16 protein-coding genes are annotated in these 16,598 nt (G+C 45.2%); 11 read left to right on the forward strand and 5 right to left on the reverse strand.

The window, feature by feature from the left end:
* The first annotated feature begins 98 nt into the window (after nt 1–98).
* Together xylA and xylB are read left to right on the forward strand one after the other, a co-directional pair.
* A complete protein-coding gene (gene xylA, locus LQ247_RS01615; RefSeq protein ID WP_144497888.1) occupies nt 99–1,445 on the forward strand; it encodes a xylose isomerase in 1,347 nt (448 codons plus the stop codon).
* A complete protein-coding gene (gene xylB / locus LQ247_RS01620) occupies nt 1,445–2,944 on the forward strand; it encodes a xylulokinase (protein ID WP_231005500.1) in 1,500 nt (499 codons plus the stop codon). Before xylA ends, xylB begins: the two co-directional genes overlap by 1 nt.
* 52 nt (nt 2,945–2,996) lie before the next feature.
* Here the strand turns inward: xylB and LQ247_RS01625 are convergent, their stop codons facing one another.
* The 4 genes from LQ247_RS01625 to LQ247_RS01640 all read right to left on the reverse strand — a co-directional run bounded on the left by LQ247_RS01625 (nt 2,997) and on the right by LQ247_RS01640 (nt 6,279).
* A complete protein-coding gene (locus LQ247_RS01625) occupies nt 2,997–4,535 on the reverse strand; it encodes a solute symporter family protein (protein WP_023856990.1) in 1,539 nt (512 codons plus the stop codon).
* Complete coding sequence (locus LQ247_RS01630; RefSeq protein WP_026580280.1) at nt 4,532–4,846, reverse strand: DUF485 domain-containing protein; 315 nt, start codon at nt 4,844–4,846, stop codon at nt 4,532–4,534. The genes LQ247_RS01625 and LQ247_RS01630 overlap by 4 nt, the downstream gene beginning before the upstream one ends.
* Before the next feature lie 181 nt (nt 4,847–5,027).
* A complete protein-coding gene (locus LQ247_RS01635) occupies nt 5,028–5,591 on the reverse strand; it encodes a flavodoxin family protein (RefSeq protein ID WP_025810603.1) in 564 nt (187 codons plus the stop codon).
* 538 nt (nt 5,592–6,129) lie between these two features.
* Nucleotides 6,130–6,279 carry an anti-repressor SinI family protein gene (locus LQ247_RS01640; protein ID WP_023856995.1) on the reverse strand — a complete coding sequence of 50 codons (150 nt, stop codon included), beginning with the start codon at nt 6,277–6,279 and terminating at the stop codon, nt 6,130–6,132.
* 798 nt (nt 6,280–7,077) lie between these two features.
* Between LQ247_RS01640 and galE the strand changes: the two genes are divergently transcribed.
* From galE to qoxD, 5 genes are all read left to right on the forward strand, one after another.
* Complete coding sequence (gene galE, locus LQ247_RS01645) at nt 7,078–8,067, forward strand: UDP-glucose 4-epimerase GalE (protein ID WP_023856996.1); 990 nt, start codon at nt 7,078–7,080, stop codon at nt 8,065–8,067.
* 472 nt (nt 8,068–8,539) lie between these two features.
* On the forward strand, nt 8,540–9,508 hold the full coding sequence (gene qoxA, locus LQ247_RS01650) for a cytochrome aa3 quinol oxidase subunit II (protein WP_095291511.1): 969 nt from the start codon (nt 8,540–8,542) through the stop codon (nt 9,506–9,508).
* Between the two features lie 17 nt (nt 9,509–9,525).
* Nucleotides 9,526–11,475 carry a cytochrome aa3 quinol oxidase subunit I gene (qoxB, locus tag LQ247_RS01655; RefSeq protein ID WP_025810604.1) on the forward strand — a complete coding sequence of 650 codons (1,950 nt, stop codon included), beginning with the start codon at nt 9,526–9,528 and terminating at the stop codon, nt 11,473–11,475.
* Between the two features lie 14 nt (nt 11,476–11,489).
* Nucleotides 11,490–12,104: a cytochrome aa3 quinol oxidase subunit III gene (qoxC, locus tag LQ247_RS01660; RefSeq protein ID WP_023856999.1), complete on the forward strand. Its 615-nt coding sequence runs from the start codon at nt 11,490–11,492 to the stop codon at nt 12,102–12,104.
* Entirely contained in the window at nt 12,104–12,469 is a 366-nt protein-coding gene (gene qoxD, locus LQ247_RS01665; RefSeq protein ID WP_023857000.1) for a cytochrome aa3 quinol oxidase subunit IV, read from the forward strand. Before qoxC ends, qoxD begins: the two co-directional genes overlap by 1 nt.
* Before the next feature lie 99 nt (nt 12,470–12,568).
* Here the strand turns inward: qoxD and LQ247_RS22250 are convergent, their stop codons facing one another.
* Nucleotides 12,569–12,685 (reverse strand): lariocidin family lasso peptide, encoded by a 117-nt coding sequence (locus LQ247_RS22250; protein ID WP_423734433.1) that lies wholly within the window; start codon nt 12,683–12,685, stop codon nt 12,569–12,571.
* A 171-nt stretch (nt 12,686–12,856) separates the two neighbouring features.
* Here LQ247_RS22250 and LQ247_RS01670 point away from each other — a divergent pair, with 171 nt between their 5' ends.
* From LQ247_RS01670 to LQ247_RS01685, 4 genes are all read left to right on the forward strand, one after another.
* A complete protein-coding gene (locus LQ247_RS01670; protein WP_026580278.1) occupies nt 12,857–13,489 on the forward strand; it encodes a response regulator transcription factor in 633 nt (210 codons plus the stop codon).
* 360 nt (nt 13,490–13,849) lie between these two features.
* Complete coding sequence (locus tag LQ247_RS01675; RefSeq protein ID WP_003186189.1) at nt 13,850–14,122, forward strand: hypothetical protein; 273 nt, start codon at nt 13,850–13,852, stop codon at nt 14,120–14,122.
* A complete protein-coding gene (locus LQ247_RS01680) occupies nt 14,122–14,586 on the forward strand; it encodes a lasso peptide biosynthesis B2 protein (RefSeq protein WP_023857003.1) in 465 nt (154 codons plus the stop codon). Before LQ247_RS01675 ends, LQ247_RS01680 begins: the two co-directional genes overlap by 1 nt.
* Nucleotides 14,583–16,583 carry an asparagine synthase-related protein gene (locus tag LQ247_RS01685; RefSeq protein WP_231005502.1) on the forward strand — a complete coding sequence of 667 codons (2,001 nt, stop codon included), beginning with the start codon at nt 14,583–14,585 and terminating at the stop codon, nt 16,581–16,583. Before LQ247_RS01680 ends, LQ247_RS01685 begins: the two co-directional genes overlap by 4 nt.
* Nucleotides 16,584–16,598 lie beyond the last annotated feature (15 nt).

Here is a 16,598-nt window from a genome sequence, read left to right on the forward strand (position 1 = left end):
TCATCCTGTAAAATAAATACAAGGAAGTTAGTTTAATGGTTAAACAAACTTGTTTTTTAACGTTTGCTTTGCAAGGAAAAGTGAAGGAGGAGATCGGAATGTTTTTTAGAAATGTCGGAGTGATTGACTATGAAGGAGCCGATTCGGAAAATCCTTACGCATTTAAATATTACAACCCTGATGAATACGTCGGCGGCAAAACGATGAAGGAACATCTTCGCTTCGCTGTTGCGTATTGGCATACCTTTGATGCGGACGGGAAAGACCCTTTCGGTGACGGGACGATGTTCCGGCCGTGGAACCGGATGACACATCCTTTGGATAAAGCAAAAGCCCGGGCGGAAGCGGCTTTTGAATTTTTTGAAAAGCTCGGCGTGCCCTATTTCTGCTTTCATGACGTTGATATCGTTGATGAAGGAGCAACGTTGCGTGAGACCTTTACGTATTTGGATCAAATGTCGTCTTTTCTTAAAGAAATGATGGAGACTAGCCGTGTTCAGCTGCTTTGGAATACAGCCAATATGTTTACCCATCCGAGGTATGTCCACGGGGCCGCAACTTCCTGCAATGCGGATGTCTATGCCTATGCGGCCGCAAAAGTGAAAAAAGGACTGGATATCGCCAAGGAGCTTGGAGCGGAAAACTATGTGTTCTGGGGCGGAAGAGAAGGTTATGAAACATTGCTGAATACAGATATGAAGCTTGAACTCGAAAACTTGGCTTCATTTTATAGAATGGCAGTTGAGTATGCGCGCGAAATCGGTTTTGACGGCCAATTTTTGATCGAGCCGAAGCCGAAGGAGCCGACGAAGCACCAATACGATTTTGATGCGGCCACAACGATCGCTTTTTTAGAAACTTACGGTTTAAAAGACCATTTTAAACTCAATCTTGAGGCGAACCATGCGACCTTGGCCGGGCATACATTTGAGCATGAACTACGGGTGGCTGCCTTGCACGACGTGCTGGGTTCCATTGACGCCAATCAGGGCGATTTGCTCCTGGGCTGGGATACTGATGAGTTCCCGACCGATCTGTATTCTGCAGTACTTGCGATGTATGAAATTTTGAAAGCAGGCGGGTTTAAAACCGGCGGCATTAACTTCGATGCTAAAGTAAGGCGCCCGTCTTTTGCGGATGAAGACTTATTTCACGCTCATATCGCAGGAATGGATACGTATGCAGTCGGCTTGAAAGTCGCCTCCCGTCTGCTTGAAGACAAAGCCCTCGACCAGATCATTGAAGAGCGTTATGAAAGCTATACGAAAGGGATCGGGCTTGAGATCAAAGAAGGCCGCACCGATCTGAATAAGCTTGCCGCATACGCTCTTGAACACGACCAAATTGAAAATCAGTCAGGCCGCCAGGAACGACTGAAAGCGACCGTTAACCGTTACTTATTGAACGCTTTGCGCGAAGCGCCGGCAGAAAAGGAGACACGCTAGTGGAATACGTGATCGGGGTCGATCTCGGCACCAGCGCGGTTAAAATCATCCTTGTCAATCAGCGGGGAGAGCTGTGCGGCGAGGTCTCCAAACCATTTTCCATCATTCAGCCCCATTCCGGTTATTCTGAACAGGATCCCGCAGAATGGGCGGTAAAAACGAAGGAAGCCATTAAGGAATTAGTTATGCATTTCCCGGGAAAAGCATCTCAGATTAAAGGGATCAGCTTTTCCGGACAGATGCATGGATTGGTACTTTTAAACGGCAACGGAGAGGTTTTGCGAAACGCGATCCTGTGGAACGATACACGGACAACCAAACAATGCCGTCTGATTAACGAGAAAATCGGAAAGGAGCGCCTGCTCGAGATCGCGAAAAACCCGGCGCTCGAAGGCTTTACCCTTCCGAAGCTTTTATGGGTGAAAGAACATGAAAAAAAGCTGTTTGAAAAGGCGGCCGTTTTTTTGCTGCCGAAAGACTACGTCAGGTACACGATGACGGGGCGTCTGCACAGCGAATATTCAGATGCAGCCGGAACGCTTCTGCTCGATGTGAAACATCAGACATGGAGCGGGGAAATCTGCAGCAAGCTCGGCATCCCGGAGTCCTTATGTCCGGATCTGATTGAGCCGGGCGCCTGTGTCGGCGGCGTCAGTCCGGAATTCGCGGCTGAAACCGGTCTGGCTCCTGAAGTCAAGGTGTTTGCCGGCGGCGCTGATAATGCATGCGGCGCGGTCGGCGCCGGTATTTTAAGAGAAGGAACGGCCCTTTGCAGCATAGGCACCTCAGGGGTTGTTCTCACATATGAATCAAACCGAGATCAAGCGTTTGATGGCAATATTCATTTTCTGAACCACGCCGCCCCCAATGCGTTTTATTCAATGGGAGTGACGCTTTCCGCAGGACGCAGCTTCAGCTGGTTTAAAGATGTATTTGCCGGGCAAACGTCATTTGACGAATTAATCAGCGATATTGACCATTCCCGTCCCGGTGCCCGGGGGCTGCTGTTTACCCCTTACTTGTCAGGGGAGAGAACCCCTCATGCCGACGCAGATATTCGCGCCAGCTTCATCGGGATGGACAGCGCACATACACGGGCGGACTTCGTCAGAGCCGTCATTGAAGGCATCACATTCTCCCTTCACGAGAGCATTGAACAATTCCGTGCCGCTGGAAAGGATATCAGCCGCGTGATTTCAATCGGCGGAGGCGCCAAAAGCGATCAATGGCTGCAAATCCAGGCGGATATCTTCAACGCCGACATCATCAGACTCACAAGCGAACAGGGGCCGGCATATGGAGCAGCCATGATCGCGGCCGTCGGGTGCGGCTGGTTTCCGTCGCTTGAAGCTTGTGCAGACCGATTCGTTCTCATCAAAGAAACCTTTTCACCCCGCCGTGAATACAGTAGACAATACAAAGCTCTGTTTCAAATTTACAGAGATGTCTACCGGCACACGAAAGCGCTGAACGAGCGGCTGGCGAGCTTTCGAGAATAAAAAAACTTATGAGCCGGCCGGCTCATAAGTTTTTTTCGGGTGTGCATCCAGTTTAAGATTGATCCATGTGAATGCCTGTATGCGCTTTGACCTGAATTTCTGCAAATGCTTCTTGATCAGGGGTTTTTGAAGACAGAATCGTCCCGAGATAAGCGCCTAAAAAGCCGAGCGGAATGGAGATGATACCCGGATTGGAAAGCGGGATCAGCGGTTCTCCAACAAAGATAGCGTTTCCGGCCGGGTCCCAGACGCTCGGGCTGATGGAGACGAGAATCAGCGCGCTTAAAAGACCGGTCAGACTGCCGGCCAAAGCGCCGGCCGCATTAAATCTTTTCCAGAAGACGGTGAAGATAATGAGCGGCAGATTGGCGCTTGCCGCCACGGCAAATGCAAGCGAGACAAGAAACGCGACATTCAGCGATTGGGCGAAGACAGCAAGCAGAATCGAAAGGACGGATACGCCGATGGAAGCCCATCTTGCAGCGATCATTTGCTCTTTTTCCGTAGCCGCGCCTTTTCTGATAATCTGGCTGTATATATCATGCGCAAAAGCGGATGCCGCCGACAGCACAAGACCTGTGACCACTGCCAAAATCGTTGCGAACGCGATGGCTGAGACGAAGGCGAACAGAAAATCTCCGCCGAGCGCCTGAGCAAGCAGCGGTGCAGCCATGTTCCCCGCTTTATCGGCAGCTAAAATGTTTTCAAAACCGACAAACGCGGCAGCACCAAAACCGAGAAAGACCGTCATAATATAAAATATACCGATAATCCATGTAGCCGAGATTACCGATTTCCTTGCCGTTTTGGCATCTTTTACTGTATAAAACCGGATGAGAATGTGAGGCAGGCCGGCTGTCCCGAGGACGAGTGCCAAATTGAGTGAGAGTGTTTCAAGAGGAACATTATACTTATTGCCGGGGTTCAAAAAATCAGCCCCAAGCGGAGTAGCTGTTTTCATTTGTTCAAACATGTTCGTCAGGCTGAAGCCGAATTTTGAAAAAACGATGATTGAAATAATGAGCGTCCCTGCCATCAAGAGAACGGCCTTGATGATCTGGACCCAGCTGGTTGCGATCATTCCTCCGAATACGACGTAGATGGTCATCAAAACCCCGACAATGCACACGGCCAGCGTATAATCGATGCCGAGCAGAAGCTTGATCAGCGCACCGGCGCCGACTAACTGTGCAATCATATAAAAGGTGGAGATCGTGATCGTGTTTAATGCGGCGACACCGCGAATTTTCTTTTGTTTAAAACGAGAGGCAATCATGTCCGCCATTGTAAATTTGCCGAGGTTTCGGAGCGGCTCTGCCACAATGTAAAGCACGACTAAATAAGCGACGAGGAAGCCGATGCTGTAGAAAAAACCGTCAAACCCGTTCAAAGCGATCATCCCGGCAATGCCGAGGAAAGAAGCCGCTGACATGTAATCTCCCGCAATAGCCAGTCCGTTTTGAATGCCGGTAAGCCCTCCTCCCGCCGTGTAAAACTCATTGGCCGTTTTTGTCTGTTTGGCCGCGAAATACGTAATGACAAGCGTGAGAGCAACAATGGCAAGAAACAGAATAAAGGCTGTGGCACTCATGAATCAACGCCTCCAATCTTCTTTTTGAAATCGTTTGCAATTTGATCGAATTGACCGGCTTTTTTTGTATACATAATGCACAGCGTCCATGTCATAACAAACTGAGCTATCGCAAAAACCCATGCCCATGTGATGGCTCCGACTGCCGGCTGATTCAAAAATGTGAAGTATGATGTCATAACCGGCAGCAGGAAATAAAAGAGCAGAAAGAAAATCGTCATCGGTACAATAAAAGCCCGTTTCCGTGATAACAACCGCTGGAACTCCGGAGATGCCGCAGCTTTGCTGTAATCTATTTTGCCTTCTCTCATTTGTTCTTTGCCCCTCCTTGTGTTTGTCTGAAAAGATACAACAAAGGTATGTAACGCGCTCCGGATTTATTCTTCAATTTTCACACAGCGTTTTATTTATATAAGATGAAAGACCTGATCATCTCGAATAAATGTTTTTTCCATAAAAGAAACCGTTTGTTCACCTTTTTCTTCTCATTTGTCATGCCTTCCGCCTCGTTTCCGCCTCTGTCAGCTTCCTTCTCAGTTCATTTGCAGACGCAATCGCTTCCCGGTCTGTTATCACGCCGCCGGGCTTGTTTCCTTTGCCGAGCAAATAGCCGTCGAATGTCATGTTCATAAAATCAAATATGTAGTGAAACTGTTGAATGAGCGGCAGCCCTTTCAAGCGGGGATCATCGTCTCCGACAGCTGCCACGTAGACCGTTTTTTTCGCCATTTGCTGTTTAAATGCAGATCTTCCATGCTCTATCAATGTCTGTGACCAGCGGTCAATAAAATTTTTCATCAGACCCGACATGCCGTACCAATAGATCGGAGTGGCAAAAACTAGGATATCCTTCTCCAGCACCCGGCTGATCAAGTCTCTGTAGTCATCATCAGGGTAAAAAGGGGCTGTATTGCTGTGCCTGTAGTCCGATACGGGCTGAATGTGATAGTTTCGCAGAAATATCTTATCGGCATCAAGTCCGTCTACTAATCGATTCATCAGTTCTTCCGTATTTCCATTTTCACGGGAGCTTCCGCAGATTGCTGCTATCCCCATATTGTTTCATCCTCCTTTGGAATCGGTCATGAATTCAGTTTAAGATAACAACAATCATCAGTAAAATTGATATTTTAGATATTTACCATCGGAAAAATCGATTATATAGGCAAACTTAACAGAAAAGAGAGAATGGAAAGGAAGCATGAGGATATTATCAGAAGGATCAAGACGAAAAGCTCCGCCCCCCTTCGGGAGAAAGGCAATCGAAACCGATGCAGAAGAAAGTGAATGGGACTGCTGGCGTCAGCGTTGGTTAGCAATGGCTCTAAAACGCCTTTTTCAATCCGGTCTGGTACCCCTTAAGAGAGTGAAGCTGGAAAAATGAAACGACCTATGTACAGGGCAAAGGTAAGGCTGCTCCTTAAAACGCGCGTTTCTATGGAGCAGACAGAATCTATACACAGGCAGCAGGCCTGCTGCTCAAATACGTCATTATCAATTAAAACACTCGTTAAAACAGCCGGTTGGATCATCTTGATAGATCAAGATTCAACAGAACCGCCTGTTTTTTTGGATAACTGATGCTTCTAAACGCTTACTGCTTTATCGGTTTTTCAGCATCGCTTTGGACGGGCTGACTGTGAAGAAATTCTTTCACATCTTCAATTTGCAGCCCAAGTTTTTTCGCCTCCTTCATCAAAATCACCCAATCTTTGTCCAACTTGTGTTTCGTTTGAGTATTCATAGCTTCCTCCAATATGATAAGACGTTGTTCACCTCAAAGAAAAAAACGGTTTTTCCTTGAGATGCAATAAAAGTTATAAAACAACAGCCATGTGAAAACAATGACAAATTTCATAAAAAATTCACAAAGTCATCTTTGATAAACCTACCTATTCCCTAAATAACTGACTAAAAAAACCAAAAAATCTTAGATTCTTACTTATAATAATAAACAATCAATTACTGACTGGATAGTATTCAATTAAAAATGATCATTTTTCCCTATTAAGAATTTCTCAATTGCAGCCGAATATCCTTTGAATATTCTAAAAATAAGAAAGAGATTTTTGGCAGATTATTATGCAAAGTATTGGAAAATCAATGGTTTCAAGGAATGATTTAGAATAAAGACATGGTGGGTAGGGAGGGTCCTTTCGTCTTAGTTGCTGTATGGGTTAAAGAAGGGTAATACGAAAATACTATTATCGACCAGTATTAAGTGGAAAAAAAGAACATTGGTTTCAAATGCAGAGAAAAAAGTATAGCTTTTGCCTCAAAATCGCTTTAATTCACCAGGATGAAACCATTGTAATGGATAAAAACCCGAACTATTCCTTGTAAGGTATTTAATGGAACAGAAACCTTTCCACTTGTTTTGCCCCTAGTTTTTATTTGAAGAAATGATGAAAATACGAGCCGGGAAATGCTGAAGGTGGTAAAATGAAAAAGGAATATATCATCTTAGGATTAAAAAAGAGATTCACAGGCGTTTTATAGATTTAAAATGGAATAATAACGCCGCTGAAAGGAGAGAAATGAATTGGCAATATTAGTATGCGGAGGGGCGGGCTATATTGGAAGCCATGCTGTAGCGGAACTGTTAAGCCGCAATGAAGAAGTCGTGATTATTGATAACCTGCAAACTGGACATCAAGAGGCGGCTTTAAAGGGAGCTTCTTTCTATAATGGAGATCTGCGCGATGAAGCATTCCTAAGAAAAGTGTTTCAGGAAAACGAGATTGAGGCTGTCATGCATTTCGCGGCCGATTCTTTGGTTGGAGAAAGCGTAACAGATCCTCTCAAATATTATGACAACAATGTTTACGGAGCCGTTTGCCTGTTAAAGGTCATGAAAGAGTTCGATGTAAAGCAAATTGTCTTCTCATCAACGGCTGCAACATACGGAGAACCGGATCGTGTGCCGATTATGGAAACAGATCCGACGGATCCGACAAATCCGTACGGGGAAACGAAGCTCGCGATTGAAAAAATGCTGAAGTGGTCTGAAAAAGCATATGGAATCCGTCATGTCGTCCTTCGCTACTTTAATGTTGCCGGTGCGCATGTAGACGGATTGGTCGGCGAAGATCATCAGCCTGAGACGCACCTGATCCCGATCATTCTTCAAGTCGCGCTTGGCAAACGCGACAAGATTATGATTTTCGGCGACGACTATCCGACTGCAGATGGTACGTGCATCAGAGACTACATCCATGTAATGGATCTGGTCGACGCGCATATCCTCGCTGTCGAAAGGCTTCGAAAGGGCGGAGAAAGCACTGTATACAATCTCGGAAACGGCACGGGCTTTTCAGTCAAAGAAGTCGTTGAAACAGCCCGGAAAGTGACAGGCTGCCCGATACCGGCGGAGGTTGCAGAGCGGCGTGCTGGAGACCCGGCACAGCTGATCGCCTCTTCTGAAAAAGCAGTGAAAGAACTGGGATGGCAGCCGAAATACGCCGAGCTGGAAACGATCATTGACAGCGCGTGGAAGTGGTTTAAAGCACATCCGAACGGCTATCAAAGCTAGAATGCGGTGACGCCTATTAAATAGGATGAAAAAGAGCTTTCAGTTACAGAAGGAAGCTCTTTTTTGATGTTTTGAAGTTTAAAGCGTGCTGTCAACAGGGAAAAGGAATGGAGGAAGATAATGATTCACTATGAAAAAATTTAACAATGTTAAATTAATGATTGACCAAAGTTTTTTATTGTGGTAAACCTAAATTTGACAGATTTTTTGTTTCGGAGGGATTTGTCAGCTCTTGCTATGTGTGTAAAAAGAACTAAAAAATTACCAGTCTATTTCCTTCATTATTCATAATATCATGAACAAATTTTGACGATTTTGTGACATTTGGGTGAAAAAAAGGTGAACAATCGAAAAAAATAAGGCTAATTGGTGAAGATTTTGATAGCATAGCAAGGTAGAAGAAAAAAGTTTTTCAGAATCCTTTTATCTTAGATATTCTGACCAAATTTTAGACATCATTTAAGGAAGGATGGTGATCCTCTTGTTCAGAGCATTTAAACCACTGATTATGCTGACTCTACTTTCCTCCATTTTTTTATTGGGCGGCTGCAGTCAAATCGCGGTATTGGATCCTAAAGGACCGGTTGCTTCGCAGCAAAGAGATCTTATTCTATTATCGATTGGATTTATGCTGTTTATCGTAGCGGTCGTATTTGTCCTTTTTACTGTGATGATTGTGAAATACCGTGAGCGTAAAGACAGAAAGTCTCCTTACAGCCCGGAAGTAGAAGGCAATACATTTTTAGAAATCGTCTGGACAGTGGTTCCGATTTTAATTGTTATTGCGCTGTCAGTGCCGACAGTTCAAACAATTTATTCTCTAGAAGAGGCTCCAAAAGCATCAAAGGACAAGGAACCTTTGGTCGTATATGCGACATCTGTCGATTGGAAATGGGTATTCAGCTACCCGGAACAGGATATCGAAACGGTCAACTATTTGAATATCCCGACAGACAGACCGATCTTGTTTAAAATCTCATCTGCCGATTCTATGGCGTCACTGTGGATTCCGCAGCTTGGCGGGCAAAAATATGCCATGTCCGGAATGGAAATGGAGCAATATTTGCAGGCAGACCATGAGGGTACTTATAAAGGCCGAAATGCAAACTTCACAGGTGAAGGTTTTGCAGAACAACAGTTTAATGTCAAAGCGGTATCTGAAAGCAAGTTTAACGACTGGGTGAAGAAAACGCAGAAAGAAGCTCCTAAGCTGACGAAAAACCAGTACGATGAACTGATGCTTCCTCAGCATGCGGACGAAATGACGTTCTCATCGACACACCTGAAGTATGTTAACCACGGAAATGATGCGGAATACGCCATTAAAGCGCGCGAAAGATTGGGCTATAAACCATTGTCTCCGCACTCAAAATCAGATCCGTTTGAAAACGTGAAGACAAACAAAGATCAAAAACAATCTGAAGACCAAGATTCTCACTAGGAAAGGAGGAAGCTTGCATGAATTTGAAATGGGACGAATTCATAATTACAGGTGACCCATTAATTCTTGGAGCACAGATTTCCATTTTGCTTACATCCATTGCAATCGTATTTGTGCTGACATACTTCAAAAAATGGAAATGGCTTTGGAGAGAATGGATTACCACCGTCGATCATAAGCGTTTAGGAATCATGTACCTCATTGCCGCAGTCATTATGTTCTTCCGCGGCGGCGTCGACGGGTTAATGATGCGTGCCCAGCTCACGCTTCCTAATAACAGCTTTTTAGATTCAAACCACTATAATGAAGTGTTTACGACACACGGTACGATCATGATCATTTTCATGGCGATGCCGTTTCTTATTGGATTAATGAACGTCGTCGTACCGCTCCAAATCGGTGCGCGCGATGTTGCATTCCCGTATTTGAACAACTTGAGCTTCTGGACCTTCATGGTCGGAGCGATGCTGTTTAATATTTCATTCGTCATCGGCGGATCGCCGAATGCAGGATGGACGGCTTACATGCCGCTTGCAGGCAATGAGCTGAGTCCTGGGCCTGGGCAGAACTATTACTTGCTCGGACTTCAGATCGCGGGTATCGGTACGCTTCTCACCGGGATTAACTTTATGGTGACCATCCTGAAAATGCGTACAAAAGGCATGACCCTATGGCGGATGCCGATGTTCACTTGGACAACGCTGATCACTTGTGTGATTATCATTTTCGCCTTCCCTGTCTTGACAGTGGCTTTGGCGCTGATGACATTTGACCGCTTGTTCGGAACAGCCTTTTTCACCTTGGCGAACGGCGGTATGCCGATGCTGTGGGCGAACTTGTTCTGGATTTGGGGACATCCTGAGGTTTACATCGTTATTTTGCCTGCTTTCGGTATTTTTTCAGAAATCATTGCGACATTCGCAAGAAAGCAGCTGTTCGGCTACAAAGCAATGGTTTATTCAATTGTTGCCATTTCGGTTCTCAGCTTCGTCGTTTGGCTGCACCACTTTTTCACAATGGGCAACAGTGCGGCGGTCAACTCGTTCTTCTCGATTACGACGATGGCGATATCGGTGCCGACCGGAGTTAAAATCTTTAACTGGCTGTTGACGCTGCATCGAGGCAGAATCAAAATCACAACGCCGATGCTGTGGTCGCTTGCATTTATTCCGAACTTCGTCATCGGCGGTGTTACGGGCGTTATGCTTGCGATGGCAGCTGCGGATTATCAGTATCACAACACATACTTCCTCGTATCGCACTTCCACTATGTGCTGATCGCGGGTACTGTGTTTGCATGTTTCGCCGGATTGATCTTCTGGTATCCGAAAATGTTCGGTCACAAACTGAACGAACGCATCGGAAAATGGTTCTTCTGGCTGTTCATGACGGGCTTTAACATCTGTTTCTTCCCGATGTATTTCCTTGGATTGCAAGGAATGCCTCGCCGTATTTACACATACGGAGCAGAAGACGGCTGGACTGCATTGAACATGATTGCGACATTCGGCGCATTGCTGATGGCCGCAGGATTCATCGTTCTCTGCTACAACATTTTCTACAGCTTCCGTCATTCAAAACGCGAAGAATCAGGAGATGCTTGGGGAATGGGTCGTACACTTGAGTGGGCTACATCTTCTGCGATCCCGCCGCACTATAACTTTGCGGTTCTGCCTGAGGTTACATCACCTGACGCATTTGCGCAAATGAAGGAAGACAATGTCGAGATTCATCCTGAAAGCAAGTTTAAAAAGATTCATATGCCGAGCAATTCAGGCCGTCCGTTTCTTATGTCATTATGCTTCGGATTTGCTGGATTCGGGCTTGTCTTTGAATGGTTCTGGATGGGAATCGTCGGTCTGATCGGTGTATTCCTCTGTATGATTCTTCGTTCATTTGAATATGACGACGGCTACTATGTAAGTGTTGAGGAAATAAAAGAGACTGAACGAAAGAATGCCAAGTAAAGGAGGCGGGATTGATGGAACATGCAGAACACAGCAATTCTAACGCTCCTATGGAATACCGTTCTGAAATCGGAAGGTTGAATATCCTTGGCTTTTGGATTTTTCTTGGAGCGGAGATTGCTTTATTCTCTACGTTATTTGCGACCTATGCTGTTCTTCATAACAGAACAGCGGGGGGCGTACTGCCGGCAGAACTGTTCGACGCAAAGCTCGTTTTAATCATGACGTTCCTGCTGTTAACGAGCAGTTTCACATGCGGCATCGCAGTGCATGAGATGCGCCGCGGCAGTTTGAAAGGCGTGATGATCTGGATGATCATTACCCTGTTGCTCGGTGCTGGGTTTGTCAGCTATGAGCTTTATGAGTTCAATCATTATGTACACGAAGGTGCCACTTTATCGACAAGTGCTTACTGGTCATCTTTCTTTGTTCTATTGGGAACACACGGACTGCACGTATCGATCGGTATCTTCTGGATTATCGGCATTTTGCTTCAGACGAAAAAGCGCGGCCTAACCCCGCAAACGTCTGCTAAGCTGTTTATCTCAAGTTTGTATTGGCACTTCTTAGACGTGGTATGGATTTTCATCTTTACCGGCGTCTATTTGATAGGGTTGGTGAATGTATAATGGCAGCAAAACAATCGGCTGAACACAGCCACTTTCCTTGGAAGCATATTGTCGGGTTCGTGTTGTCCATTGTGCTGACCTTACTGGCCTTGTGGGTGATTTATACGGATTTAAGCATGGCTGCAAAGCTGTGGATTATTTTCGGTTTTGCGATCATCCAAGCTGGACTTCAGCTCTTAATGTTTATGCATATGACTGAAAGTGACAGCGGCAAAATCCAAGTCGGGAATACGCTGTTTGCCGCATTTATTGCGGTTGCGATTATTGCCGGTTCCGTCTGGATCTTTGCTGCTCACAACTATCACGGAGACAACCCTGAGGGCGGTACTCCAGGTGCAAAACATTCTGAGCACAGCGGACATTAATTGATTGGCAAAAGAGTGCGGATTTCAACGATCCGCACTCTTTTTTGGTTGCTGAACGGAAAAAGAGAGAGCCACAGGCTCTCTCTTTCTCATACACTCTTAACCGCGTTTTACGCCGCGGCCGAATTTGCCGTCGCCCGGCTTGCTCTTTTTAGAAAGAGTAACAGTCAGGAATGTACCATAGTTTTTAACTTGGGCAGTTTCCAATTTGCGCATCTGTGTCACCTCCTTATTACTTCCAGTTGATTACATATTCATGCTATCATAGAATAAAGTGGTAAAAACCACAAAAAGGCACTAAAACCCGACATCATCCTTCAATTCTATTCATAGGGTTTTTATTGCGGTATTTGTTCGGAGGAAACTGATTTAAGGAGAGTGTTACTGATGATACGCGTGTTGTTAGTAGACGACTACAGGGTTCTGACATCCGGAATGAAGGAAATATTAAAAAAATATAATATGGATGTCATCGTTTGCCACGAAGGAAATGAAGCTCTCGACCTCTTAAAAAATCAAGAGGTACATATAGACGTTTTTCTTTATGATTTAAAAATGCCGGGGATGAACGGGTTGGAACTGTCTCTTAAAACGCTGGAAACCGCACCTCAATCCAAAATTATCATTATGTTTTCGGGAGATGAAATTCACTCATATTTTAATAAGCTGATTGAGGCCGGAGTTAAAGGGTTTATCGATAAATCGTATACAGACAGCATGATTGCTTCGAGTATTTTATTGTGTTTAAAAGGGGCTGTGTTATTTCCCGACGGCTTGCTGCAAAAACTGAGGCTTGATTCCGATCTTGCGGTGGACGAGCATTTAACAGACACAGAACTGGATATTTTGCAGAAGGTGGCCAGCGGTAAAACAAATAAAGAGATCGCAGCAGACCTACAAATGTCGACGCGCAACGTAGAGTATCACTTGAGCAAAATCTATAAAAAGCTCAAAGTAACGTCACGGTACTGCGCAGTAAAAAAAGGAACGATGCTTAATTTGATCAAGCAGAAAGTTTAGACAAAGTATATGTTTGCTTTTCCCTGCAAAAGAGAGTCGATAGGCTCTCTTTTTCTTTTTCCTCCGAATAAATCCCGTAATAATGGCCCATTGATGCCATTGGCTATTCATGTCGGTTTTCGGTAGTTTTTTGCGGTTTTTTTGATATTGTCCTGTGATAATCTGATTCATGTGGTCAGTTGGTAAATTCAGGGGTATCGTCGCATTGCAGGCTCTTTTTAAAACGCTCCAAAGCTGAAATGATAACGGCATTCGCCAAGGGCGTGGAAAGAACATCATGCATAAAGTGCTGAAAGAGAGCTTGCCGGCTCTCTTCTCCTTTATTTTTCTGAAATCATGCATACCGGGGAGGTCTAATCTTTGAAAATTATTCGAAATCAAGAGACAGCGACAACCGTGTTGGAAAATGAATGCATCGTCCTAAACCTGGACAATGGGCAGTATTTCGGATTGGAAGGGGCTTTAAAAGAGCTGTGGATCGAAATTGAAAATGAGCGAAAGGATAAAAAAGATATTCTGATCAAGTGGCAATCGGCGTTCGATCAGACAGAGGAAGAACTGTCAGCGATATTAAATGAGGCGATACAGGAACTGACACATCATAAGCTGATTAAAATAGAGGATAAAAGCTGATGAAAAAAAGAGCGCTTGTCAAAAATCACGAATATTTTACAACCGTTCATGCTTTTGTACGTATGATGCTGTTAAATCATGATTTTGAAGAAGCTTATGAAAAAATTGCGATCCATCTGTTTCCGCTGTATGCGAGCGCACAGCAAAGAGGTGCAGGGCTGCTTGATATAGACGAACTGCACCAGAACGGCGAATATTTATATTCGCTTGATGAAGACGACCATTTGGTTACTTCGTGCGTTTCTATTGCATTAACGATTCAATCTATATTATTCAGCAATGGGTTTGATGCTGATCTCATGATCGGGGTCAAGAAAATTGATGACAAGCTGTTTTCTCATGCGTGGGTTCAAATGGAAAACGGCAAATCGATCGATCCGAATCATAAAAATAAGGATTTAAAAGTTTTACAGACGTATAAGATGAGCGCTTACGCTGAAAGGTGGGTGTTATCTCTAGTATGAAAGTATGGTTTGGAATGCAGGGAGACAACACCGTTGCATGGCATGAGTGGGTTTCCGCCGTCAAGAAATGGGGACGGGCGGAACGGATTCACAGCTACAGCCGCGGGATCGCAAACATGGCTGAAGCGCATATCCGATACGATGAAGCTTTTAGACCTACAACTCAAATAAATCTTTTGCATCCCGTCATCTTAGACGGCTGGATCAGCGGCGGTCTTAACGCAAAATCGGATGGCACCCGAAAGATTGAACAATATGACAAGCTGTACGCGTCTTTGAAGCAGGATCAAGCTGCCATGCTGTCTCACTCGCATGGCGAATTTACGATGATGTGGTGGGATGACAGTCTACATAGCCTTGTTTTGGCGACTGATATATACGCAACCCGTCCTGTTTACTACTGGGTCAGTCCGAAAGGAGAATGGTTTGCAGCGAATGACTTGCGCATCCTTTTGCTTGTTCATGACATTCCTTTTGCGATCGATCAAAATGTGTGCAGAATGTTTCCTACTTCAGGCTTTGCTGTAGGAGAAAACGGCTTTGAAGATCGGACGTTTTTTAAAGGAATACGCAAAGTGCCTGCGGCGTCCTACGCTTTTCTTGGCCGGGATCATGCGATTCACGCGCACAGCTATTGGGGACTTTCGCAGCTGTTAAACAAGAAAGATCTTGCTGGAGACGCAGTTCCGCGGTTCCGGGAGCTTTTTCAGGAAGTGACAGCAGATCGTTTAAAAGATGAAAAGCATATTGTCGAATTAAGCGGCGGACTGGATTCAGCTGCCGTAACCGCCGCCGCAATTGCAGGCGGACGGAAGGAACAGCTGCTGGCCGTCAATATATCATTTGCCGAACCTGACATGATACTAAGCCATGACAAGGACCTTGTAAAAAATATGATGCGCGATATGGACATCCCCGGCCTGATCATTCTCGGAGACGCCACAGCCAAAATTCCAAACGCGGAAATCGGGCGTGATCCGCTTTGGTTTGTAGACGGTCCTGATCCGAGAGCCAATTCACTGGTTAATGAGACTTTTACAGTGATCGCTGAGGAGTATGGTGCTTCGTCTGTCCTGACGGGTGAGGGCGGGGATTTCATTTTTAGCGGAGAAGTGTCAGTGATCGATTCTCTGCTTCGGCAGAGACGGTTTTCTGAAATCTACAAATTGCTTCGCGAATGGTCAGGCGGCAGCATGAAAGAGATGCTGAAGCTGGGATTTCAATATGGAATCGCCCCTTTCATGCCTTATATCGGAGAAAAGCTCTATTACGACCTGCTGTGGTCAGATACGGAATATGAGCTGCCTGAATATTTTACTGAAGAACACCGAAAGAGAGAACACCAGATCAATAAGGAGGATCATCTTCGCTATCGAAAAAGCCGGGAGCTCTCGGTGTGGGGTAAGAGGTTCCATTATGACTTTTTGTGGCCGAGAGCGAGGTACATGGATGCTGTTGGTGTGACATTGCCTACGTACCATCCGTTTTTGGATCGGAGGCTGATCGAATTTTCATTTTCCGTACCGCCTGAACAGCATTTTGATGTTTTAAAAGGGCTTGAAGAACATTATGCAGGCTCTAAAATGCTTCTTCGCAAATCTTTCACCGATATCCTGCCTGCCTATGTTTATAACAGATCAACGAAAACAACATATGCCCATATGGCCAGGAAAAGCTTTATGAATGACCGCAGACACGTTCTTCAGCTATTTGAACCGGGAGAGCGCGTCTTTGTTGAAGAGCTCGGCATCATTAAGCGCGGTATATGGTGGAAACACTTGCTGGCTATGGCTATTCGCTCTGAAGATCCAAATAATGATCTGGGCATGGGCTATCAGTACATGAGATCTGTCATTGACTTGGAAATATGGCTCAGGGAAGCATCCAAGGGGAAGGAGCACCTTCTCGACCGGAGCCGTCCGGGAAAACCAAGGGTCATGGCTGATATCGAAACCGTCAATACGCCGGAGAAAGCCAAAATATACTCGTATCAATGACCACAATAGGTATAG

The sequence above is a fragment of the Bacillus sp. BS3(2021) genome (genome assembly GCF_021043345.1).
Taxonomy (GTDB): domain Bacteria; phylum Bacillota; class Bacilli; order Bacillales; family Bacillaceae; genus Bacillus; species Bacillus paralicheniformis.